This window comes from Microbacterium sp. NPDC056569, assembly GCF_042793475.1.
Classification (GTDB): Bacteria; Actinomycetota; Actinomycetes; order Actinomycetales; family Microbacteriaceae; genus Microbacterium.
In genome coordinates this window covers 320,347-342,731 of record NZ_JBHTUV010000001.1, presented here as the reverse complement: position 1 = coordinate 342,731, position 22,385 = coordinate 320,347, and the positions used below count along the sequence as shown (strand labels likewise).

Below are 22,385 nucleotides of genomic sequence, written 5' to 3'. Positions count from 1 at the left end.
TCGGGCATTATGCTCCTGCCATGGGCAGGTTCATCTACGACACCAACGCGAATTCGGTCGACATCGACGACCGCACGCTGGCGCATCTCCGCATCGTCATGATGAACAAGCTGCGCCGCTCGGAGCCGTTCATGTTCGACGTCGAGATCGGCGACGGCAGCGGCCGGCGGAGCTTCTGGATCCACCCGTCGGTGCCGATCCAGTTCCACTTCTTCGGCAGCCGCCAGCCGCGCATCAACCGCACGTGGATCGAGGAGCTGATGCTCTCGGCCAGCGGTCCGTCGGGCCTCACGATCCTGCCGGAGCCCGAAGACGACGACGCGCCGCCGACCGACGGCTGAGACCCTACTCTTCGACGTCGCTCGGCGTGACTTCGGTGCCGCCGACCGTGAGGCGGTCGACGTCGAGGTGATTGACGTCGACGTTGCCGAGCGTCACGTCCGGGGCGTCGCCGTCGCCCGCCTCCAGCACGGCGACGGGGCCGGTGTCGAAGTGCTCCGCGACCAGCAGGATGCCGCCGGTCGAGCTGGCCGAGTTGGCGAGCTCCTCGATCCACGCGCGGCTGAGCTCCGCCGGCTCAGGGTCGTCGAAGACGAACCGCAGCGGAATCGACGGGTGCAGCCAGATGGTGCTGCGCCCCCTGGGCTGGTCGTCGGGATGCTGCCACGACACCGTGAAGCTCTCATCGCGCCGCAGCTTGGTCGCGATGACGACCTTCAGGTGCGCGAGTGCGCGGTCCTCGATATGGATCGGCATCGCGCCGCCGCCGTAGTAGATCGTGCCCACGCGCCAACCATATCCCCGGTCCTCGGGAACCGCGAAAGGGTGGATCTCCGCATGACGCGCGTGCGGGGATCCACCCTTTCGCGATTCCGCTGTCCGATGTCGTCAGAGGCGCGTCCACGCCTCCGTCAGCACGCCGCGCAGGATCTGCTCGATCTCGTCGAACTCCCGGGGGCCGACCGTCAGGGGCGGGGCGAGCTGGATGACGGGGTCGCCGCGGTCGTCGGCGCGGCAGTACAGGCCGGCATCGAACAGCGCCTTCGACAGGAAGCCGCGCAGCAGCCGCTCGGACTCGTCGTCGTCGAAGGTCTCCTTCGTCGTCTTGTCCTTGACCAGCTCGATGCCGAAGAAGTACCCGTCCCCGCGGACGTCGCCGACGATCGGCAGGTCGGTGAGCTTCTCGAGGGTCGAGCGGAAGACCGGCGAGTACTCGCGCACGCGCTCGTTGAGGCCCTCCTCCTCGAAGATGTCGAGGTTCTCCAGTGCGACCGCCGACGAGACCGGGTGCCCGCCGAAGGTGTAGCCGTGGTAGAACGCGGTGTCGCCGTGGGCGAAGGGCTCGTAGATGCGGTCCGAGACGACAGTGCCGCCGAGGGGCGAGTAGCCGCTGGTGACGGCCTTCGCGAACGTGATCATGTCGGGCTGGTAGCCGTACGCGTCGCATGCGAACATGTGGCCGATGCGCCCGAAGGCGCAGATGACCTCGTCCGACACGAGCAGCACGTCGTACTTGTCGCAGATCTCGCGCACGCGCTGGAAGTACCCGGGCGGCGGCGGGAAGCATCCGCCCGCGTTCTGCACCGGCTCGAGGAAGACGGCCGCGACCGTGTCGGGCCCCTCGAACTGGATCATCTCCTCGATGCGATCGGCCGCCCAGACTCCGAACTCCTCGAGGCTCGAGGTGGGGGCGCCCATGTCGGAGGCGCGGTAGAAGTTCGTGTTGGGCACCCGGAAGCCGCCGGGCGTGAGCGGCTCGAACATGGCCTTCATGGCGGGGATCCCGGTGATCGCGAGCGCGCCCTGCGGCGTGCCGTGATAGGCCACCGACCGCGAGATCACCTTGTGCTTGGTCGGCTTGCCCTGAAGCTTCCAGTAGTACTTCGCGAGCTTGAACGCCGTCTCGACGGCCTCCCCGCCGCCGGTGGAGAAGAACACCTTGTTGAGGTCGCCCGGGGCGTAGTCGGCGATGCGGTCGGCCAGCTCGATCGCGGCCGGGTGCGCGTACGACCAGATCGGGAAGAACGCGAGCTCCTCCGCCTGCTTGGCCGCCACTTCGGCGAGGCGCTTGCGGCCGTGGCCCGCGGCGACGACGAAGAGGCCGGCGAGACCGTCGATGTACTTCTTGCCCTGCGAGTCCCAGATGTGGTGACCTTCGCCCTTGACGATGATCGGAACCCCGGGGCCTTCGGTCATCACCGACTGGCGGGCGAAGTGCATCCAGAGGTGGTCTTTCGCCATCTGCTGCAGCTCGGCCTCCGTGCGGGCCTGGCGTTCGGTCGTGATCGACATGTGGAGCCTTCCGTCGGACGTGCTCCCACGCTACTCGCGTGCCCTCTGCGCCGACACGCGACGTTTCGTCCGGTTCGGATGCTGCCGCCACCGGTCCGTCCGGATGCCCCGCCCCGCAGCATCCGTCCTCGTGCTGCTCACCTGTCACGATGTGTCGGCAGCGACGGCAGTTCGTGACAGGTGAGTGGCCGGTCGAGGGTGCGACGGCGTCAGGTGGAGCCGCGGGCGATGAGCTCGGTCGGCAGGATGATCGGCGACGGCAGCGCCGCGCCGGCGGCGGCGTCGGCGAGGGCGGTCACCGCGGCGGCGGCCATCTCCCGGATCGGCTGCCGCACGGTCGTCAGGGGCGGCGTCAGCCATCGCGCACCGCGCAGATCGTCGAAGCCGACGACGAGCACGTCCTCGGGGATTCGGCGGCCGGCGGCCGCGGCCGCGGAGTACACGCCGGCCGCCATCTCGTCGGTGCACGCGAAGACCCCCAGCCGCTCGCCGGGGCGGAGCCCACGCAGCAGCGGAAGCGCCGCCTCGCGCGCGGCGGCCCCGCTCCAGTCGGCCTGCAGTGCGACGAGCTCGGCGCCGGGTGCGGCGTGGCGCAGCCCCTCCCGGAAGCCCGCGTTCCGCGCGCGGCCGTACCGGTACGGGGGCGAGCCGAGCACGATCGCGAAGCGGGTCGCTCCGCGCTCCACCAGGTGGTGCGCGGCCGCGAGCCCGCCGTCACGGTCGGTCGTGCGCACGCTCGTGAGCCCGCGGGAGGTCTCGGCCTGGGGGTCCATCAGCACGACCGGGATCGCAGCATCCGTGATCGCAGCCAGCTGCGACGCGGTCGGCGAGATGAGGCCCAGCACGACCCCGGCCGAACCGCGCCGGCGGATGCGCATCGGCCAGTCGTCGTCGGGGGCGTCGCGCTCCTCGGTGAGCACGAGGTCGTAGCCCGCGGCGGCGGCCGCGCTCCGCGCCCCCGCGGTCACCTCGTCGGAGTAGGCGTTGTGATACCAGCCGAGCACGAGGTCGACGAGGCGCGCGGTGCCGGGCGGCCGCCCGCCGGCCGAGGGATCCCGCGCGTATCCGAGCGAGCGCGCGGCCGCCAGCACTCGTCGACGCGTGGCCGGCGACAGGTCGCCGCGCCCCGACAGGGCGCGCGACGCGGTGGCGACACTCACGCCCGCTTCGGCCGCGACGGCGGCGAGGGTCACACGGATCGGCACCGCATCAGTTTTGCGCAACATCCTCGACCGGCGCGACAGCCGGTGGCATCCTCGGTGCCTGGAAAGCGAAGGAGCTCGACATGACCCGCACCGCCCTCGTCGTCCGCGGCGGATGGGACGGCCACCATCCGACCGCGGCGACCGACCTGTTCATGCCGTTCCTCCGAGACAGCGGCTTCGACGTGAGCGTCGAGGACGACCCGGAGGTGTACGCCGACGCCGATCGCATGGCGGCGACGGACCTCGTGCTGCAGTGCGTCACGATGTCGCAGGCGTCGCACGAGGCGATCCGGGGCCTGCGCGACGCCGTCGCCGCGGGCACGGGCCTCGCCGGCTGGCACGGGGGCATCGCCGACTCGTTCCGCGCGAGCTCGGACTACCTGCAGCTCGTCGGTGGCCAGTTCGCGACCCACCCGTCGAAGCACCCCGACGAGGTGCACGGCGACCAGACCGACAACTACCTCGACTACACGGTCGAGATCACCGACCTCGGCCGGACGCACGACATCACGGCGGGGATCGCCGACTTCGCGCTCACCACCGAGCAGTACTGGGTGCTCCACGACGACCTCATCGACGTGCTCGCGACCACCACCCACCCCGTGCAGCCGTATCACCCGTGGCACCGGCCGATCGTCTCGCCCGCGGTGTGGACGCGGGACTGGGGCCAGGGACGCGTGTTCGTCGCCACCCCCGGCCACACGCCCGAGGTGCTGCAGCACCCGAACGTCCGCACGATCATCGAACGGGGGATGCTGTGGGCCGCGCGGTGACCGACATCGGGATCGTCGGGCTCGGAGTCATCTCCCGTCAGTACCTCGACACCCTGCTCCCGGCGTCGAGCGTGCGCATCGCGGCCGTCGCAGACCTCGACACCGGCCGCGCCGAGGCGGCGGCGGAGGGCATCCCCGGGTGCCGCGCGCTCACGACGCTCGATCTGCTCGAGGACCGCAGCATCCGCACCGTCCTCAACCTGACGATCCCCGCCGCGCACGCCGAGGTCGCGCTCGCCGCCATCGCACACGGTAAGGACGTCTACGGCGAGAAGCCGCTCGCGGCGACCTTCGCGGACGCTGCGCGGATCACGGATGCCGCGGCCGCCGCGGGCGTCCGCGTCGGGGGTGCGCCCGATACGGTGCTCGGCACCGGCGTGCAGACCGCGCGAGCAGCGATCGACGACGGGCGGATCGGCCGGCCCGTGTCGGCGGCGGCGATGTGGATCTCGGCCGGCCACGAGTCCTGGCATCCGCAGCCCGACTTCTACTACCGCGAAGGGGGCGGGCCGCTGCTCGACATGGGGCCGTACTACGTGACCTCGCTCGTGCAGCTGCTCGGGCCGGTGACGGCGGTGTCGGGTGCGTCGTCGCGGTCGCGCGACGAGCGCACGATCGGCTCGGGTCCGCGCGAGGGGGAGGGCGTCCCGGTCGAGGTCGACACGCATCTGACCGGCATCCTCCATCACGCGTCGGGAGCGATCTCGACCGTCACGATGAGCTTCGACGGCGTCCGCTCGACGGCCGCGCCGATCGAGGTGCACGGCGTCGAGGGGTCGCTCATCGTGCCCGATCCGAACAACTTCGCCGGCGACGTGCAGATGCACGCGCGCGGCGGAGGCTCGTGGGAGACCCTCGAGCCCTCGGCCGGGTACGTCTACTCCGGGCGCGGGATCGGACTGCTGGACCTGGTTGCGGGTGAGGGGCGCGCGAGCGGCGAGATGGCCCTGCACGTGCTCGAGATCATGACGGCGCTCGCCGCATCGGCGGCGTCGGGGGTGCGCGAGCCGCTCACGACGACCGTCGAGCGCCCGTCACTCGTGCCCCTGACCCCAGCGGAGGTCTGGCGCAGCCTCTGACGCCCCGGCGCAAGCATCCCTTCTCGGGTCTTCAACAGGTCAACCGGAGTTGTGGAGGAGGCAGCTGCGGCAGATCCTCCTGTGCAAGCGCGGTTGACCTGTCGAAGGGGAAGGCTGAAAGGCCGCGGGCGACGGCGGCCTCTGCTCAGAGCCTGCGGCTGGCACGGCCCGGGGCGGTCAGGCGGTGGGGTCGCGGAGCAGCTCGGCGAAGGCGGCCTCGGCGGCGCCGATGAGGAGGCGATCCTCGGCGAGGGACGCGACGCGGATCTCGAGATCCTCGGCGTTGGCCGACATCGCCTGATCCTGCACCAGCGCGGTCAACCCCGGCACGTCGGGGGCGGCGATCGTGGCGAGGAACCCGCCCAGCACCACCACTGCAGGGTTGAGGGCGTTCACCGCGTTGGCGAGGGCGGTCGACAGGATGCGGCGCTGCCGGGCGACCTCTTCCGCGGCGCCCGTGCCCGCAGCCTCGAGCGCCGCGGCGAGGGCCGGCTCGTCGGCCGCCTGCAACCCGACGGCGGCGAGCAGCCGGGCGCGGCTGACCTCGTCCTCGAGGACGCCGTTCCCGGCGCGCCGGTCGGCCTCGGACGCGATCCCGGGACGGTTCTGCCCGAACTCGCCCGTGTAGCCGCCGGCGCCGAGAAGCGGCATCCCGTGCACGATCACTCCGCCGCCGATGCCGCTCGCGCCGCCGTTGAGGTACACGACGTCGTCGAAGCCGGCCGCCGCGCCGAACAGGTGCTCGGCGATCGCGCCGAGTGTGGCGTCGTTGCCGACGGCGGCCGGTAGGCCGGTCGCGTCCGCGACCAGGTCGCGCAGCGGCACGTCGGTCCAGCGCAGGTGCGGCGCGTTGCGCACGAGCCCGTCGGCCGCGCGCACGAGGCCCGGCACCGCGAGGCCGACGCCCACGACGCGGGCGTCGGCCAGCTCGCCGGCTCGCCACAGGCCGACACGCTCGGCGATCAGCTGCGCGCTCTCGTCAGGCGTGAGCAGGTGGTCGAGCTCGATGCGCTCGCGCAGCGGGATGCCGCGGTCCAGGCCCACGGCGGCGATCGTGAGCGCGTCGACCTCGGGGTTCACGGCGATCGCGACGACCCGGGCATCGGCGGCGACCACGGGGGAGGGGCGACCGACCCGGCGCGACGGGTCGGGGGCGCGCTCGACGACGAGTCCCTCGCGCACGAGCTCGCCGACGAGGTCGGCGATCGTCGAGCGGTTGAGGGCGGTCGTCTCGGTGAGCGTCGCGCGCGACACCGGTCCCTCGAGGTGCACGAGTCGCAGCAGCCGCGCGAGGTTGCGCTGGCGGACGCCTTCGGCCGGTGACGGATCGCTCATCCGTCTCACTGTAGGGCCCGCGCCGTCGCTCGAACGTAATTTGTTGCTCTTGACCTCAAATCCGTTTCCTCGTACTCTTGCCTCGTCCACATCACTTTCGACGTAGAAGTCGAAACTTTCGAGAGGTTCGAAGATGAACACACGCAGCAGGATGCGCGTCTTCGCCGGGGTGGCTGCCGCCGCTCTGGCGACCGGCGTGCTCGCGGGCTGTGCCGGCGGCGGCGGTGACGAAGGCGACAACGGCGACGGCGTCACCCTCACGTGGTGGCACAACGCCACGTCCGGTCCGCTTCCGGCCGTCTGGGAGGAGGTCGCCGCCGAGTTCGAGGAGGCGCACCCGGGCGTCACGGTCGAGCAGACGGGTTATCAGAACGAGGAGCTGCAGCGCACGCTGATCCCGAACGCGCTGGCCGCGGGCGATCCGCCGGACCTGTTCCAGGTGTGGCCCGGCGGCGAGCTGCGCGACCAGGTCGAGAACGGATACCTCCAGCCGCTCGACGACGCGATCGCCGACACCATCACGAGCGTCGGCGCGACCGCGAACCCGTGGCAGGTCGACGGCAAGACGTACGGCGTCCCGTTCACGTTCGGCATCGAGGGCTTCTGGTACAACACCGAGCAGTTCGCCGAGGCCGGTGTCGAGGTGCCCACGACGTTCGACGAGCTCGTCGACGCGGTCGGCGCGCTCCGAGAGGCGGGCTTCACGCCGATCGCGGTCGGAGCAGGCGACGGCTGGCCGGCAGCGCACTGGTGGTACCAGTTCGCGCTCAAGTCGTGCTCGTCCGAGGCCCTCGCCGCCGCCGAGACCGAGTTCGACCTCAGCGACCCGTGCTTCGTCGAGGCCGGCGAGCAGCTCCAGGACTTCCTGGGCGTCGAGCCGTTCCAGGACGGCTTCCTCGGCACTCCCGCACAGCAGGGCGCGGGCAGCTCGGCGGGCATGGTCGCCAACGGCCAGGCCGCCATGGAGCTCATGGGCCACTGGAACGCCGGCACGATCGGCGGGCTCACCCCCGACCAGCAGGTTCCCGCCTTCCTCGGCTGGTTCCCGGTGCCCGGCATCGACGGCGCGGACGGCGACCCGACCGCCGCGCTCGGCGGTGGCGACGGCTTCGGCTGCTCGGCGGACGCCCCGCCGGAGTGCGCGGAGCTGCTGGCGTTCATCATGAGCGAGGACGTTCAGAAGAAGTTCGCGGCCAGCGGCTCGGGCATCCCGACCGTCCCCGCGGCGCAGGCATCGCTCGAGGACGCGAACCTCAAGATGGTCGCCGACGGCCTGGCGGAGGCATCCTTCGTCCAGCTCTGGCTCGACACCGCCTTCGGCACCACGGTCGGCAACGCCATGAACGAAGGCATCGTCAACCTCTTCGCCGGCACCGGAACCCCCGAAGAGATCGTCCAGAAGATGCAGGACGCGGCGGCGACCCTGTAGATCATGGCGACACTCACCACCCCCGGGCCCGCGGTCACCGCGGGCCCGGGCCCCACACCCGTGCGCCGCCCGCGGCGCGGCTCGGCGCGCAAGCGCCTCGAGATCCTCCTGTTCGTCTCGCCCGCGCTCATCCTGTTCGTGGGCTTCGTGATCCTGCCGGTGATCCTGGCGGCGGTCTACAGCTTCTTCAACCTCCCGCCCGCGTTCCAGTGGGAGAACCTGGCCGACTCCGGCCGGTTCGTCGGCTTCGACAACTATGTGCGAGCGCTCACCAGCCCCGAGTTCCAGAAGGCGATCGGCAACACGTTCTTCATCCTCGTGATGTCGCTGCTCGTGCAGGGTCCGATCGCGATCGCGGTGGCGCTGCTGCTCAACCGTCCGCTCCGCGGACGCGGCGTCCTGCGCCTCCTCATCTTCGTGCCGTACGTGCTCGCCGAGGTCATCGCGGGTCTTGCGTTCAAGCTCATCCTCCAGCCGAACGGCGCGGTCAACGCGACACTCGAGGCGATCGGTCTGGGGACCTTCGCCCAGAACTGGCTGGCAGATCCGGCCGTCGCGCTCTGGACGATCTTCTTCGTGCTGACGTGGAAGTACATCGGCTTCGCGATCCTGCTGTTCCTCGCGGGCCTGCAGGGCATCCCCGAGGAACTCGCCGAGGCCGCGCAGATCGACGGCGCGAGCTGGTGGCAGATCCAGCGCCACATCACGATCCCGCTGCTCGGCCCCACGATCCGGATCTGGGCGTTCCTGTCGATCATCGGCTCGCTGCAGGTGTTCGACATGGTGTGGGTGACGGTCGCCCCGGCGGTGCGGCGCATCGCCACCGAGACCATGGCGACCTACATGGTGCAGCAGGGCCAGTTCGCCGGCCAGCCCGGCTACGGCAGCGCGATCGCCGTGATCCTCTTCGTCATCTCGCTCGTCATCGCCCTGATCTATCAGCGCTTCGCACTCCGGCGCGACCTCAAGGGCGCCCTCACGAACGGAGCCCGCTGACATGTCGGCCACCACCACCATCGTCACCGGCTCGCCGCGTGCCGCGGCGCCGGCCGGGCGCCGGTTCGACTGGGGCCAGCCGTTCGTCTACCTCGTCGCGCTGGTCGTCGCCGCGGTCGCCGTCGGGCCCGTGCTGTACGTGTTCCTCGGCGGGTTCCGCACCACGGCCGACCTCAACGCGAACCCCGCCGGCCTTCCCGACCCGTTCACGCTGCAGAACTGGATCGCCGTGCTCGGCTCGCCGCGATTCTGGGGCAACCTGTTCGCGAGCACGGTCCTCGCCGTCGCCACGACGGCGGGTGTCGTGATCGCCGGCATCATGGCCGCGTTCGTCCTCGCCCGCTACGACTTCAAGGGCCGCGAGGGACTCTACACGCTGTTCGCCGCAGGGCTCATGTTCCCGCTCACGGTCGCCGCGCTGCCCCTCACGCTGCTGCTGCGCACGCTCGGCCTGCACGGCACCTACCTCGGTGTGATCATCCCCGGCATCGCGTTCGCCCTTCCGACGACGATCATCATCCTGGTGCCGTTCCTCCGGGCGATCCCGGACGAGCTCGAAGAGGCGGCGATGATCGACGGCGCCACCCGCCTCGGCTTCTTCTGGCGCATCCTGCTGCCGCTCGCCAAGCCCGGGCTCATCACGGTGGGCATCCTGGCGTTCGTCGCGAGCTGGAACGGCTACCTCCTGCCGCTGCTCGTGATCTCGACGGGCACGCTGCCGCAGGAGCTGTGGCCGCTGCCGCTCGGCGTGACCCAGTTCTCCACCCAGTATTCGCAGGACACCGGCGCCGTGCTGGCGTACACCTCGCTCGCGATGATCCCCGCACTCGTGTTCTTCCTCCTCGCGGAGAAGCGCATCGTCGGCGGGCTCACCGGGGCGGTGAAGGGATGACGATGAAAGACCCGACCATGACGGATGCTGCGACCCTCACCCTCTGGAACGATCCGGCGCTGCCGATCGACGAGCGCGTCGACGCGCTCATCGCCGAGATGACGGTGGCGGAGAAAGTCGCGCAGCTGTACGGGGTGTGGGTCGGCGCATCCGCCGACGGGGAGGACGTCGCGCCGCACCAGCACGACATGTCGGACGACGTCGAACTCGACGACCTGCTGCCGTCCGGCCTGGGCCAGCTCACCCGTCCGTTCGGCACGGCTCCTGTGGACCCCGCGATCGGTGCCCTGTCGCTGCAGCGCGCGCAGCAGCGGATCGTCGACGCCAACAGGTTCGGCATCCCCGCGCTCGCGCACGAGGAGTGCCTGGCCGGTTTCGCGACGTGGGGTGCCACCGCGTACCCCGTGCCGCTCAGCTGGGGTGCGACGTTCGACCCGGCGCTCGTGCGCGAGATGGGCGAGCGCATCGGCGCCGACATGCGCGCGGTCGGCGTCCACCAGGGGCTCGCGCCCGTGCTCGACGTCGTCCGCGACGCCCGCTGGGGTCGCGTCGAGGAGACGATCGGCGAGGACCCGTACCTCGTGGGCACCGTCGCGACCGCGTACATCCAGGGCGTCGAGAGCGCGGGCGTCGTCGCGACGCTCAAGCACTTCGTGGGCTACTCGGCGTCGAAGGGCGGCCGCAACCTGGCTCCGGTGTCGGTCGGCGCGCGTGAGCTCGCCGACGTGCTGCTGCCGCCGTTCGAGATGGCGCTCCGCGAGAGCGGTGTGCGCTCGGTGATGAACTCCTACACCGACCTCGACGGCGTGCCCACGGCCGCCGACGAGAGCCTCCTCACCGGTCTGCTGCGCGACGAATGGGGCTTCGAGGGCACGGTCGTCGCGGACTACTTCTCGATCGCCTTCCTCAAGGATCTTCACGGGGTGGCCGACGGGTGGACGGATGCTGCAGCCCGAGCCCTCTCCGCCGGCATCGACGTCGAGCTGCCCACCGTGAAGACCTTCGGAGCCGATCTCGTCCGCGCCGTCGAGGACGGTGTCGTGGCAGAGGAGCTCGTCGATCGCGCCCTGCGCCGCGTGCTGCGGCAGAAGGCCGAGCTCGGACTGCTCGACGCGGACTGGTCGCCGGTGCCGCCGGCGCTCGCCGCGGCCGCCGCGGACTCGGTCGAGGACGTGCGGGGCACGGTCGACCTCGACCCGCCGCGCAACCGGGCGCTGGCCCGCCGCATCGCCGAGGAGGCGATCGTGCTGCTGCGCAATGACGGCGTCCTGCCGCTCGCCCAGGGCAACGCGCCCCGGCGCATCGCCGTGATCGGCCCGGTGGCCGACGACCCCTACGCCGTGCTCGGGTGCTACTCGTTCCCGTCGCACGTCGGGGTGCGGCATCCGGAGTTCCCCCTCGGCATCGCGCTGCCGACGCTCCGCGAGTCGCTGGAGGCGGAGTTCCCCGAGGCCGAGATCTCGCACGTTCCCGGCACCACGATCGACGGCGGCGAGACCGACGGCTTCGCCGACGCCCTCGCGACGGCGTCGGCGGCCGAGGTGGTCGTGCTCGCGCTGGGCGACCGGGCAGGACTGTTCGGTCGCGGCACGAGCGGCGAGGGCTGCGACGCCGCCGACCTCACGCTCCCGGGTGCGCAGCAGGCGCTGCTCGATGCGGTGCTCCAGACCGGCGTGCCGACCGTCGTGACGCTCCTCGCCGGGCGCCCGTACGCGCTCGGCGCGGCGCCCGAGCGGGCGGCCGCGATCGTGCAGAGCTTCTTCGCGGGCGAGGAGGGCACCGGAGCGATCGCCGGCGTCCTCAGCGGCCGCGTGAACCCCAGCGGGCGCCTGCCGGTCAGCATCCCGCGCGACCCGGGTGCGCAGCCGTCGACGTATCTCGCGTCGAGGCTTGCGCGTCGGAACGACGTGTCGAACATCGATCCGACCCCGGCGTACCCGTTCGGGCACGGCCTCGGATACGCGCCGGCCGTGTGGTCGGATGCCGAGTCCTCGGCCTCCGAGATCACCGCCGACGGTGCGGTGACCGTGTCGATCCACGTCGGCAACGCCGGCGACCGCGACGGCGTCGAGATCGTGCAGCTCTACCTCCACGATCCGGCCGCATCGGTGGTGCGGCCCGTGCAGCGGCTCATCGCCTATGCGCGCGTGCCGCTCGGGGCAGGGGAGCGGGCTCGCGTCTCGTTCGAGGTGCCCGCCGACCTCGCGTCGTTCACCGGCCGCGACGGCCGCCGGGTGATCGAGCCGGGCGAGATCGTGCTCGGCTTCGGCCGCTCCAGCGGCGAGATCGTGGCGACGAGGTCGGTCCGCATCGTCGGCGAGCCCCGCCACGTGGACCACACGCGCCGGCTGCACGCGACCGTCGTCGTGACCCCCGACGAGTGAGCCACGCGGCCGGGATCGCCCCGCGATCCCGGCCGCACCCGCAGTCCCTCCCTCGCCCCCCATCCCCATACCGCGCGAAGGAGCGCACCATGCAAAGACGCAGGACCCTGGGAACCCTCCTCGTGGCCGCGGCGACCGCCGCCGCCGCGACGATCGGGCTCGCCGCCCCCGCGAGCGCCGCGCCGATCACCGTCAGCGCGACGGACTTCGAAGACGGCAGCACCGGCCCCTGGGGGCCGCGCGGCGGAGTCACCCTGACGGTGACGGATGCCGAGGCGCACAGCGGCACGCGATCGCTCGCGGTGACGGGCCGCACGGCCGAGTGGCAGGGGCTCTCTGCGAGCTCCGCGGGCCTGCTGACGGCGGGCACGACGTACGAGATCTCGGCGTGGGTCAAGCTGCCCGCGGGCACGGAGGGCACGAGCGGGCTGCACTTCACGGCGGAGCAGATCCCGACCTCGGGCTCGAACACCTACTCGTGGATCGGCGGGTCCGTCGCCACGACGGCCGGGTCGTGGGTGCAGATCGGCGGCACGTACACCGTGCCGGCGGGACTCGCGTCGGTGAACGTGTACATCGAGGCTGCGCCGATCACCGGCCAGCACCCGTCGTTCCTCGTCGACGACATCGTGCTCACCACCGAAGACGCCGGCACGCCGCCGGAGGATCAGATCGTGCTCGACAGCGACTTCGAGACAGGGCTGGACGGATGGGCGCTCCGCTCGGGCAGCGGCTCGACGACGGCGACCGTGGACCTCTCGACCGCCGCCGCACACGGCGGCGCGCAGTCGGCGGTCGTCACCGACCGCAGCGGGCAGGGCGACGGCATCGGACACGATGTCACGGGCCTGCTCGACCCCGCCGTCACCTACGAGCTGAGCGCCTGGGTGCGCTTCGGCGAGGGGCAGCCGGTCGACGGCGTGTGGCTGAGCCGCGCGAACACCGACGGCACCACCGCGTTCGCGACCATCGCGCAGTTCGACAGTGTGACGAACACCGGATGGACCCAGGTGACCGCGCGGTTCCAGGGCTCCGATGCGGCGCAGTCGCTGCTCTACTTCGAGACGCGATGGGACAACGGCGCCACCGGCAACACGAGCGACCTCTACATCGACGACGTCGTGCTGCGGGTTCCGGCTCCGACCGTGATCGAAGACCTCACCGGAATCAAGGAGACCGTCGACTTCCCCATGGGCGTCGCCATCGACAGCCGTGAGACGGCGGGTGCGGCATCCGAGCTCCTCCTGCGTCACTTCGATCAGGTGACGCCCGAGAACTTCATGAAGCCCGAGGCCTGGTACGACGCGAACGGGGACTTCGTCGCCGAGAACGCCGAGGCGGACGCGCTCATGGACTTCGCGCAGGAGAACGACCTCGGCGTCTACGGCCACGTGCTCGTGTGGCACAGCCAGACGCCGGCCTTCTTCTTCCAGGACGACGTCGGCCAGCCTCTCGCCGCCGACGACGCGGGCCGCGCGGTGCTGCGGGAGCGGCTGCGCACGCACGTGTTCGACGTCGCGCAGTACCTGTCCGACCGCTACGGACTCTTCGGCAGCGCGACGAATCCGCTGAGGGCGTTCGACGTGGTCAACGAGGTGGTCTCCGACGGCAGCGAGTTCGCCGACGGCCTGCGCCGCAGCGAGTGGTACCGCATCCTCGGCGAGGAGTTCATCGACCTGTCGTTCCGGTACGCCGAGGAGTCGTTCAACGGGGTGTACGCCGCCGCCGGCGCGGACCGGCCCGTCACGCTCTTCATCAACGACTACAACACCGAGCAGGGCGGCAAGCAGCAGCGCTATCTCGACCTCGTCGAGCGCCTGCTGGCGCGGGGCGTGCCGGTCGACGGTGTGGGGCACCAGTTCCACGTGAGCCTGGCGATGCCGGTCTCGGCGCTCGAGGCCGCGATCGTCGCGTTCGAGCACCTGCCCGTCACGCAGGCCGTCACCGAGCTCGACGTGACGACCGGCACGCCGGTGACCGAGGCGAAGCTCGTCGACCAGGGCTACTACTACCGCGACGCGTTCCGCGTCTTCCGTGAGCACGCGGACGACCTGTTCTCGGTCACGGTCTGGGGTCTCACCGACGGTCGCAGCTGGCGTGCCGACTCGGGGGCGCCGCTCCTGTTCGACGACGACCTGCACGCGAAGCCCGCCTACTACGGCGTCGTCGACGTCGACCTGCCCGCACCGCTGCGGACGGCGAACGTCTTCGCCGGCGACGTCGCCCTCGACGCCGCCGCGACGGCATCGCAAGAGTGGGATCGGCTGCCGCTGCTCACCGTCGAGGGCGTCGCGTCGTTCCAGCTGCGCTGGACCGCGGATCACCTCACCGTGTACGCGACCGTCGATGACGCCACGACGGATGCCGCGGACGGCGTCGAGTTCGCGCTCGGCGACGCCGTGCACGGCGTGGCACGGGACGGCTCCGGCGAGGTGCCGGCGGTCGTGACCGAGCGCGAGGGCGGATACGACCTCGTGGCGCACCTTCCGCTCGATGCGGCGGCCGAGGGGGAGACGCTCGCGTTCGACCTCCGCGTCGACACCGGCGCGGCGACGGTCGGCTGGAACGCGGCCGGCGAGCTCGGCACGCTGACCCTCGTCGAGCCGCTGTCGTTCCTCGAGGTGGTGCAGGCGGATGCCGCGCCCGTCGTCGACGGCACGATCGACGCCGTGTGGGCTGACGCCGCGGCGGTCACCACCGACAAGGCCGTGTCCGGTGAGAGCGGGGCGACGGCGACCGTGCGGACGCTGTGGTCGGGCTCGACGCTGTACGTGCTGGCGGAGGTCGCCGACCCCGTCGTCGACGTCAGCGGCTCGGACCCGTGGATCCAGGACTCGGTCGAGGTGTACGTCGACCCGGGCAACGCGAAGAACGGCTCGTACCGCTACGACGACTCGCAGATCCGCGTGAGCGCGGCCAACGCCGTGTCGTTCGGCACCGGCGACGAGGCGTTCCAGCGCGGACGCGTGCAGACCGCCACGGCGCTCGTGGACGGCGGGTACGTCGTGGAGCTCGCGATCGACCTGGGTGACGCGGCCGGCCTCGGCACGTTCCACGGCCTGGACTTCCAGGTCAACGACGCGTCGGACGGGCAGCGCACCTCGATCCGCAACTGGGCCGACCCGACGGGCGCCGGCTACCAGTCGACCGCTCGGTGGGGCGTCGGCGAGTTCGTCGGCCCGGCCGCGCCCGCCGCTCCGGTGAACACGGTCGCGCCGTCGGTCGAGGGCCAGGCCGGGGTGGGCGCCAAGCTCACGGCCGACCCGGGTGAGTGGGACACCGACGACCTGACGTTCTCCTACCGCTGGCAGCGCGACGGCGTCGACATCCCGGGCGCGACGCGCGCCACCTACGTGGTGCGCGGCGCCGACCGGGGGCACGACCTCACGGTGGTGGTCACGGCCGCCGGCGGGGGCCCGCCGTCGGCCACGGCGACGTCGGAGCCGGTCGAGGTCCCGGCCAAGCGCTGATGCGAAGAGGGCGGGCGCGCCGCGCCCGCCCTCTTCCGCGCGGGAGCCGCGGCGCCCAGCCGGCCACCGGCGGGGTCAGCGAGCCGGGGTCAGCGAGCCTCTGCCGCCCCGGGACAGATCGAGTCCACGGCGGCGGCGAAATCCAGGGTCTGCAGCACTTCGACGGCACGGTCGTACCGGGGTCCTGCGAGCACGACGAAGACCGCGCCGACGACGTCGATGAAGCCGACGGTGGCGCCGCAGGCGCGCACCTCGTAGCGATCGATGTCGACGAGCTCCCAGCGGACGGCCGCGTCCTCGGGAGCGGGCGGCTCAGGGCGTCGCAGCGGCAGCTCCTTCAGCGCCGGCATGACGCGCGCACGCAGGACGTTGCGCCGTACGGGCGAGGTCGGACTCTCGAGCACCATCGCGGAGCCTCCTCTCGTCGTGCGACGATCCTGGTCCCACCGTGTTTCCCGCGCACGGGGGTTGACGTTCCGAGCGAGTCCGGGTAGAGCGGGTGAGCGTCTCCGCGGCGCGCCCGTGCGCCGAGTCCCTTTGTAGCGACCCGGGGTGGATGCGGCGCCACGGCCGCCTGAACGTCCGGTGCCCAGACGCCCGCACGGCCGGTGGGCGGGCGCGGTCTGCCCGCCCGGGAAGATGCGGTCAGCCCGCGTACGGCGCGGTGCTGCCGCGCACCACGAGGTGGGTCGCCAGATCCATCCGGAGGGTGTCGGGCTGCGCGCCGTCGGCCAGGCGGAGCGCGAGACGCGTGGCCTCCTCGCCCATCCGGCGCAGCGGCTGGTGGACGGTGGTCAGCTGCGGGCTCATCCAGCGTGAGAGGGCGATGTCGTCGTAGCCCACCACCGACAGGTCGTCGGGCACGCGGAGGCCGGCGGCCGACCCCGCCGCGATCACCCCGAGCGCCTGCAGGTCGCTTCCCGCGAAGATCGCGGAGGGCGGGTTCTCGAGCGCCAGCAGCTCGCGGGCGGCGGCCTCTCCGCCGCCCGGGTGGAAGTCGCCGAACCGGATGAGCTCCGGGTCGATCGGCAGCCCGGCCGCGTTCATCGCGGAGCGGTAGCCGTCGACGCGGGCCAGCGAGCACATCATGTCTTCGGGGCCGGTGATCGCCGCGATGCGGTGATGGCCCAGCTCGATCAGGTGGCGCGTGGCCATCAGGCCGCCGGACCAGTTCGCCGAGCCCACCGACGGGACGTCGGGGGAGGGATCGCCCGCGGGGTCCATGATGACGAAGGGGATGCCCTGGGCGCGCAGCTTGTCGCGCAGCCGCGGCGCGATGTCGGAGAACACCAGCACCACGCCCGCGGGTCGGCGGCGGAGGACGCCGTCGATCCAGTCGGCGCCCGGGGTGTGCCGGTCGCCGCTCACCGTGAGCACGACCGAGAGGCCTGCCGCGTGGGCGACGTCCTCGACGCCTTCGATGACCTCCATCGACCAGCTCGGCTCGAGCTCGTGGAACACGAGCTCGACGAACTCGCTGCGATGCCTGGCCGAACGGCGGGTGTAGCCGTGGCGCGCCAGCTCCGTCTCGAGGCGTGCGCGCGTCGCGGGCGCGACGTCGGTGCGCCCGTTGAGCACCTTCGACACGGTCGCGAGCGACACGCCGGCCTCCGCGGCGATCGCGGCGAGAGTCACGCGAGTGGTGTCGCTCATTGTGCGATGGTATTCCGAAACTTTTGGCCTCTGCGCGAAACAGTCACCAGTCGTGCACCGTTCCGTCGCCGAGCCGGTTGAACGGCAGGTAGGCCTGCACGTAGGGATATCGCCCCGCTTCGTCGACGTCGAGATCCACGCCGATGCCGGGCACGTCGCCGGGGTGCAGCATCCCGTCCTCCCACGTGAAGGACTGGCGGAAGACCGCGTCGGTGCGCGCGCCGTGCTTCATGTACTCCTGGATGCCGAAGTTGTGGATCGCGAGCCCGAGGTGCAGGGCGGCGGCCATGCCCACCGGCGAGATGTCGGTGGGACCGTGCATGCCCGACTTGATCTGGTACTGCGACGCGTAGTCGAGCACCTTCTTGAGGTGGGTGATGCCGCCGGTGTGCGTGACCGCGGAGCGCACGTAGTCGATCAGCTGCTCGCGGATGATCTGCTGGTAATCCCATACCGTGTTGAAGATCTCGCCGATCGCGAGCGGCGTGGTGGTGTGCTGCCGCACCAGCCGCAGCGCCTGCTGGTTCTCGGCGGGCGTGCAGTCCTCGAGCCAGAACAGGTCGTACGGCTCGAGCGACTTGCCCAGCTGCGCCGCCTGGACCGGGGTCATGCGGTGGTGGCCGTCGTGCAGGAGCGGCAGCTCCGCGCCGAACTCGTTCCGCACCGCCTCGAAGACGGTGGGGACGTGCCGGAGATACGAGCGGGTGTCCCAGTCCTCCTCGTTCGGCAGGGCGCCGCGCTGCGCGGGCTCGTGGTCGTACCGGACGCCCGAGTTCGCCTCATACGTCGCATTGGAGGCGATCCCGTAGATCGACTTCAGGCCGGGCACGCCGGTCTGGATCCGGATGGCGCGGTACCCCTGCTCGAGGTGGCTGCGCACGGAGTCGAAGAGCTCGGGCAGCTCCTTGCCCGACGCGTGACCGTAGGCGAGCAGGCCCGTGCGCGAAGCGCCGCCGAGCAGCTGGTACAGCGGCATCCCCGCGGCCTTCGCCTTCAGATCCCACAGCGCCACGTCGACCGCGGCGATCGCGGCCATCGTGACAGGACCTCGCCGCCAGTACGCCGAGCGGTAGAGGAACTGCCAGGTGTCCTCGATCCGGTGCGCGTCGCGGCCCAGCAGCAGGGGCACGACGTGCTCCTGCAGATAGGCGACGACGGCGAGCTCGCGCCCGTTGAGCGTCGCGTCGCCGAGCCCGACGAGCCCGTCGTCGGTGGTCAGCTTCAGGGTGACGAAGTTGCGGTCGGGGCTGGTCACGATGACCTCGGCCCGGTCGATGATCATGTGCTCTCCTCGGCGAGTGCGATGGGGTGGAGGGTGGGCTCTACGGCGGTGACGACGGTGGCCGCGAGGCCGGCCTCGAGTCCCGCGATGAGATCGGTGCGCAGCTCTTCCGGCGCGCGTCCCGGCTCGATCAGTCCGGAGCGCAGGCAGGCCGCCCAGTCGCGGAGCACGTCGAGCGCGGCATCCGGATCACGGCCGTCGGCGAGAGCGGCGCTCAGAACCGGCACGATGCGCAGCCGCAGCTTGGTGGCGGTGTCGACCGCGATCTGAGAGAGGTGGTGGGCGATCCGCGCATTCTCGAAGCGCTCCGTGAGCGCGCGACGGTAGTCGGCGGTCTCGATCTCGGCGCCGACGGCGACCGCCGCGGCCTCCCAGAACCGGTCGAGCGCGTCGCGGCACGCCGGATCGCGCATGGCGTCGGCGACGGTCGCGTGCCCGCGGAGCAGGCCGCCGAAGGCGAGCACCAGATGCCCGCCGTTGAGCACGAGCAGCTTGCGGCGCTCGTAGGGCTCGATGTCGGCCACGAAGCGGGCACCGGCGGATTCCCACCGCGGCCGCCCCGCGGGAAAGGCGCCGCTCAGCGTCCAGTCGGCGAAGGGCTCGGTCACGACGACGCCCTCGTCGTGCCATCCGGTCTCCTGTTCGACCTCCCGGGTGTCGGCGGGGGTGGTGCGGGGCGTGATGCGGTCCACGCTCGTCGCCACGAACGAGACCTGCCACGGCGCGGCGTCCCATTCGCAGGCGGCCGCGAACCGTGCGACCGCGTCCTCGACGACGCGGTCGTTGCGCGGGAGGTTGTCGCACGAGACGACCGCGACCGGCCCTGCCCCGTTGTCGTGACGGAGGCGCAGCGCCCGTGTCAGGCGCGCGATGGGCGTGCGCAGGCTCGCGCCGCCCCGGCGGATCGCGTCGACGTCGTGTGCGATGTCGGGGTCGGCCAGGTCCAGCGCGCCGGCGGCGTCGAGGTGGTAGCCCGCCTCGGTGACGGTGAGCGTGATGACAGCGGTCTGCGGCGCAGCCACGAGCTCGTCGAAACGCGGTGAGGACGCCTCGTGCACCTCCGCGATGCTGCCGATCACCTCGAAGCGGTCCGTCTCGGCGCCACGCTCGACCAGCGTGTACAGGCCGTCCTGCGGCTCGAGGCTCTCGGCCACTCCGGCGCTGCGACCCGTGAAGGCGGCGATGCCCCAGCGCTCGCCGCCGGCGGCGCGAGCGGTGAACCACGCCTGGTGGGCGCGGTGGAAGCCGCCGATCCCGAGGTGCACGATGCGCACGGGCGGAACAGGCAGGCTCGTACCCGCACGGAGCATGGCGGCACGGGTCAGGCGGGGTGCGGCATCCGTCACGACACGACCGCGCTCTCCCGCGGGACGGCGCTCCCGCGTTCGCCCGAGACACGTGCGCGCAGCCACGCGAGCTGCCGCAGCTGGTGGGCGCCCTCGCCGCCCTCGTGCCCGTTCCACGGGTAGGCGACGATCTCGGCGCCGCCGCGCCAGTGGTTGGCCGCGGCGTAGACGCCCGACGGCGGCGCGATCATGTCCATGAGCCCCGCACCGAACAGAGCAGGGGCGTCGGCCCGCTGCGCGAAGCTCACGCCGTCGAAGTACGACAGGGTGCGGAAGACGCGCTCCTGCGCGTCACGGTGCACCGACAGGTAGCGGGCGATCTCGGCGTGCGGCTCGGCGTCGGTGAAGCCGACCACCCGACGCAGGTGCGCGAGGATCGGCGCGGTGGGGAGTGCGCCGACCAGGCCCGACGACATGCCCGCCGCCGCGATCGCGATCGCGCCGCCCTGGCTGTTGCCGGTGACGGCGACCCGGTCGGGATCGACCTCGTCGAAGCCGCGCACCGCGTCCACCGCGCGGGCGGCGTCGGTGAACACGCGGCGGTAGTAGTAGGTCGAGGCATCCTCGATCCCGCGGGTGAGGAAGCCCGTCGTCGCCGGACCCGCGCCGTGGGGGTCCGGGGTGCTCCCGCCGGTGCCCCACGTCGAGCCCTGCCCGCGGGTATCGACGATCAGCTGGGCGAATCCCGCCGCCGGCCAGTGCAGCCGCTCGAGGGCGAGTCCGCGGCCGCGTCCGTACCCGACGAACTCGACCACGGCGGGAAGCTCGGCCGCCGCGCCCCGCGGGCGCACGAACCACGCGTGGACGGGGTCGCCCGCGAAGCCCGGGAACACCACGTCGTCGACGTCGACGAGCTCGAGTGGGCCGTCCCAGCGCACGCGGCTGACGGTGCCGCCGGCATCGCGCGCCTCCGCCAGCGTCGCCCGCCAGAACGCGTCGAAGTCGCCCGGCTCGTCCACCCGCGGACGGTAGTCCAGCAGTTCGCGTTCGGCCATGTCGAAGCGTGCCATCGTCTTGCAGCTCTCCCTCCGACGGCCGCGGTGGGCCGATCGATTCGGTCGTCGTCGATCCAATGAAAACGTTGACATCGGCTCACGTCAAGGCTAGCGTCACATGTATCGAAGCGGAAGACGAAACTTTCGCACCACCATCACATACTCGGTGACACCGTCTCCGGACAGCCGCAAGGGAGCGTATGTCGGTCAACAGCAACCTCGTGATCGCGGATGCGATCGAGCTGCGCGCGGAGGAAGACGAGGCGCGGGAGTCGGGCAAGTCGCCCGGTGGGTCCCGGCGCGACCGCAAGCCCCCGCGCGGGCCCCGCCGAACGTGGCGCAAGGCGCTCAAGAAGGACTGGCGGCTCTACACGCTGCTCATCCTCCCCATCGTCTTCCTGCTGATCTTCCGGTACATCCCGATGGCGGGGAACGTCATCGCGTTCCGCCGGTTCCGCCCCGGCGGCAGCATGTTCGGCGACGAGTGGGTGGGCCTGCGCTACGTCGAGCTCTTCATCAACGACCCGACGTTCTGGCGCGCGTTCTGGAACACCCTGATCCTCGGCGGTCTGACGCTTCTCATCGTCTTCCCGCTGCCGATCATCCTCGCGCTGATGTTCAATGAGCTGCGCTCGGGCGCGTTCAAGCGCGTCGCCCAGTCGATCTCGTATCTGCCCCACTTCATGTCCGTCGTCATCGTGGCCGGCATGGTGCTCCAGCTGACGGCGCTGCGCGGCTCGATCAACCAGGGCATCGAGTTCTTCGGCGGGGAGCCCATCCCCTTCATGCAGCTCCCGCAGTGGTTCCCGACCATCTACGTCGGCTCCGAGATCTGGCAGACGGTCGGGTGGGGCACGATCCTCTACCTCGCGGCCCTCACGACCATCGACCCGCAGCTCTACGAGGCCGCGCGCATCGACGGCGCCAACCGGTGGCGGCAGATCTGGCACGTGACGCTCCCGGGCATCCGCCCGACCATGATCGTGCTGCTCATCCTCAACATCGGCACGTTCATGGCGGTGGGCTTCGAGAAGATCCTGCTGCTCTACAACCCGCTGCTGTATCCGACGGCCGACGTCATCTCGACCTACCTGTACCGGGTCGGCATCATCTCGAGCAACTTCTCGTACGCGACCGCGATCGGCCTGTTCGAGGCGCTCATCGGCCTGACCCTGATCCTGACCGCCAACGCGATCTCGCGCCGAGCCGTGGGGACGAGCCTGTGGTGACCGAAAGCCTCCGGACCATGCCGCG

The 22,385-nt window shown here is 71.5% G+C and carries 17 protein-coding genes and 1 pseudogene; 9 read left to right on the top strand and 9 right to left on the bottom strand.

The window, feature by feature from the left end; genetic code table 11:
• Window positions 1-20 precede the first annotated feature (20 nt).
• On the top strand, window positions 21-341 hold the full coding sequence (locus tag ACFQ7C_RS01355; protein WP_378896898.1) for an ATP-dependent DNA ligase: 321 nt from the start codon (window positions 21-23) through the stop codon (window positions 339-341).
• Between the two features lie 145 nt (window positions 342-486).
• Here the strand turns inward: ACFQ7C_RS01355 and ACFQ7C_RS01350 are convergent.
• The 3 genes and pseudogenes from ACFQ7C_RS01350 to ACFQ7C_RS01340 form a co-directional block, all read right to left on the bottom strand.
• Window positions 487-786: pseudogene (locus tag ACFQ7C_RS01350) on the bottom strand (hypothetical protein); the annotation flags it as partial.
• 102 nt (window positions 787-888) lie between these two features.
• A complete protein-coding gene (locus tag ACFQ7C_RS01345) occupies window positions 889-2,292 on the bottom strand; it encodes an aspartate aminotransferase family protein (protein WP_378896895.1) in 1,404 nt (467 codons plus the stop codon).
• Between the two features lie 209 nt (window positions 2,293-2,501).
• Entirely contained in the window at window positions 2,502-3,497 is a 996-nt protein-coding gene (locus ACFQ7C_RS01340) for a LacI family DNA-binding transcriptional regulator (protein WP_378896892.1), read from the bottom strand.
• Between the two features lie 80 nt (window positions 3,498-3,577).
• Between ACFQ7C_RS01340 and ACFQ7C_RS01335 the strand changes: the two genes are divergently transcribed.
• Together ACFQ7C_RS01335 and ACFQ7C_RS01330 are read left to right on the top strand one after the other, a co-directional pair.
• Window positions 3,578-4,270, top strand: coding sequence for a ThuA domain-containing protein (locus tag ACFQ7C_RS01335; protein ID WP_378896889.1), 693 nt, complete (start codon window positions 3,578-3,580; stop codon window positions 4,268-4,270).
• Window positions 4,267-5,349, top strand: coding sequence for a Gfo/Idh/MocA family protein (locus ACFQ7C_RS01330; RefSeq protein WP_378896886.1), 1,083 nt, complete (start codon window positions 4,267-4,269; stop codon window positions 5,347-5,349). The genes ACFQ7C_RS01335 and ACFQ7C_RS01330 overlap by 4 nt, the downstream gene beginning before the upstream one ends.
• Before the next feature lie 177 nt (window positions 5,350-5,526).
• Here the strand turns inward: ACFQ7C_RS01330 and ACFQ7C_RS01325 are convergent, their stop codons facing one another.
• Window positions 5,527-6,684 carry an ROK family protein gene (locus tag ACFQ7C_RS01325; protein ID WP_378896883.1) on the bottom strand — a complete coding sequence of 386 codons (1,158 nt, stop codon included), beginning with the start codon at window positions 6,682-6,684 and terminating at the stop codon, window positions 5,527-5,529.
• Window positions 6,685-6,817: 133 nt separating this feature from the next.
• Here ACFQ7C_RS01325 and ACFQ7C_RS01320 point away from each other — a divergent pair, with 133 nt between their 5' ends.
• The 5 genes from ACFQ7C_RS01320 (at window position 6,818) to ACFQ7C_RS01300 (ending at window position 15,855) form a co-directional block, all read left to right on the top strand.
• A complete protein-coding gene (locus ACFQ7C_RS01320) occupies window positions 6,818-8,113 on the top strand; it encodes an ABC transporter substrate-binding protein (protein ID WP_378896880.1) in 1,296 nt (431 codons plus the stop codon).
• A gap of 3 nt (window positions 8,114-8,116) precedes the next feature.
• Window positions 8,117-9,109 carry a carbohydrate ABC transporter permease gene (locus ACFQ7C_RS01315; RefSeq protein ID WP_378896877.1) on the top strand — a complete coding sequence of 331 codons (993 nt, stop codon included), beginning with the start codon at window positions 8,117-8,119 and terminating at the stop codon, window positions 9,107-9,109.
• A 1-nt stretch (window position 9,110) separates the two neighbouring features.
• The gene (locus ACFQ7C_RS01310; RefSeq protein WP_378896874.1) at window positions 9,111-10,001 is read left to right on the top strand and encodes a carbohydrate ABC transporter permease; all 891 of its coding nucleotides are present in this window, start codon (window positions 9,111-9,113) and stop codon (window positions 9,999-10,001) included.
• A 2-nt stretch (window positions 10,002-10,003) separates the two neighbouring features.
• On the top strand, window positions 10,004-12,385 hold the full coding sequence (locus ACFQ7C_RS01305; protein WP_378896871.1) for a glycoside hydrolase family 3 N-terminal domain-containing protein: 2,382 nt from the start codon (window positions 10,004-10,006) through the stop codon (window positions 12,383-12,385).
• Between the two features lie 89 nt (window positions 12,386-12,474).
• Window positions 12,475-15,855: an endo-1,4-beta-xylanase gene (locus ACFQ7C_RS01300; RefSeq protein ID WP_378896868.1), complete on the top strand. Its 3,381-nt coding sequence runs from the start codon at window positions 12,475-12,477 to the stop codon at window positions 15,853-15,855.
• Window positions 15,856-15,944: 89 nt separating this feature from the next.
• On the opposite strand, the gene ACFQ7C_RS01295 is transcribed toward ACFQ7C_RS01300, so the two are convergent.
• The 5 genes from ACFQ7C_RS01295 to ACFQ7C_RS01275 form a co-directional block, all read right to left on the bottom strand.
• The gene (locus ACFQ7C_RS01295; RefSeq protein ID WP_378896866.1) at window positions 15,945-16,262 is read right to left on the bottom strand and encodes a hypothetical protein; all 318 of its coding nucleotides are present in this window, start codon (window positions 16,260-16,262) and stop codon (window positions 15,945-15,947) included.
• A gap of 238 nt (window positions 16,263-16,500) precedes the next feature.
• Window positions 16,501-17,508: a LacI family DNA-binding transcriptional regulator gene (locus ACFQ7C_RS01290; RefSeq protein WP_378896863.1), complete on the bottom strand. Its 1,008-nt coding sequence runs from the start codon at window positions 17,506-17,508 to the stop codon at window positions 16,501-16,503.
• 43 nt (window positions 17,509-17,551) lie between these two features.
• Window positions 17,552-18,790, bottom strand: a complete 1,239-nt coding sequence (gene manD, locus ACFQ7C_RS01285) for a D-mannonate dehydratase ManD (RefSeq protein WP_378896860.1) — start codon at window positions 18,788-18,790, stop codon at window positions 17,552-17,554.
• A complete protein-coding gene (locus ACFQ7C_RS01280) occupies window positions 18,787-20,136 on the bottom strand; it encodes a mannitol dehydrogenase family protein (RefSeq protein ID WP_378896857.1) in 1,350 nt (449 codons plus the stop codon). The genes manD and ACFQ7C_RS01280 overlap by 4 nt, the downstream gene beginning before the upstream one ends.
• Window positions 20,133-21,146, bottom strand: coding sequence for an acetylxylan esterase (locus tag ACFQ7C_RS01275; protein WP_378896854.1), 1,014 nt, complete (start codon window positions 21,144-21,146; stop codon window positions 20,133-20,135). The genes ACFQ7C_RS01280 and ACFQ7C_RS01275 overlap by 4 nt, the downstream gene beginning before the upstream one ends.
• Window positions 21,147-21,331: 185 nt before the next feature.
• On the opposite strand from ACFQ7C_RS01275, the gene ACFQ7C_RS01270 reads away from it, so the two are divergent.
• On the top strand, window positions 21,332-22,360 hold the full coding sequence (locus tag ACFQ7C_RS01270) for an ABC transporter permease (protein WP_378896851.1): 1,029 nt from the start codon (window positions 21,332-21,334) through the stop codon (window positions 22,358-22,360).
• Window positions 22,361-22,385 lie beyond the last annotated feature (25 nt).

Coding starts and splice junctions, on each gene's coding strand:
- ACFQ7C_RS01355 (WP_378896898.1), top strand. CDS start 21: ATGGGCAGGTTCATCTACGACACCAACGCGAATTCGGTCGACATCGAC.
- ACFQ7C_RS01345 (WP_378896895.1), bottom strand. CDS start 2,292: ATGTCGATCACGACCGAACGCCAGGCCCGCACGGAGGCCGAGCTGCAG.
- ACFQ7C_RS01335 (WP_378896889.1), top strand. CDS start 3,578: ATGACCCGCACCGCCCTCGTCGTCCGCGGCGGATGGGACGGCCACCAT.
- ACFQ7C_RS01325 (WP_378896883.1), bottom strand. CDS start 6,684: ATGAGCGATCCGTCACCGGCCGAAGGCGTCCGCCAGCGCAACCTCGCG.
- ACFQ7C_RS01320 (WP_378896880.1), top strand. CDS start 6,818: ATGAACACACGCAGCAGGATGCGCGTCTTCGCCGGGGTGGCTGCCGCC.
- ACFQ7C_RS01315 (WP_378896877.1), top strand. CDS start 8,117: ATGGCGACACTCACCACCCCCGGGCCCGCGGTCACCGCGGGCCCGGGC.
- ACFQ7C_RS01310 (WP_378896874.1), top strand. CDS start 9,111: ATGTCGGCCACCACCACCATCGTCACCGGCTCGCCGCGTGCCGCGGCG.
- ACFQ7C_RS01305 (WP_378896871.1), top strand. CDS start 10,004: ATGAAAGACCCGACCATGACGGATGCTGCGACCCTCACCCTCTGGAAC.
- ACFQ7C_RS01300 (WP_378896868.1), top strand. CDS start 12,475: ATGCAAAGACGCAGGACCCTGGGAACCCTCCTCGTGGCCGCGGCGACC.
- ACFQ7C_RS01295 (WP_378896866.1), bottom strand. CDS start 16,262: ATGGTGCTCGAGAGTCCGACCTCGCCCGTACGGCGCAACGTCCTGCGT.
- ACFQ7C_RS01290 (WP_378896863.1), bottom strand. CDS start 17,508: ATGAGCGACACCACTCGCGTGACTCTCGCCGCGATCGCCGCGGAGGCC.
- manD (WP_378896860.1), bottom strand. CDS start 18,790: ATGATCATCGACCGGGCCGAGGTCATCGTGACCAGCCCCGACCGCAAC.
- ACFQ7C_RS01275 (WP_378896854.1), bottom strand. CDS start 21,146: ATGGCACGCTTCGACATGGCCGAACGCGAACTGCTGGACTACCGTCCG.
- ACFQ7C_RS01270 (WP_378896851.1), top strand. CDS start 21,332: ATGTCGGTCAACAGCAACCTCGTGATCGCGGATGCGATCGAGCTGCGC.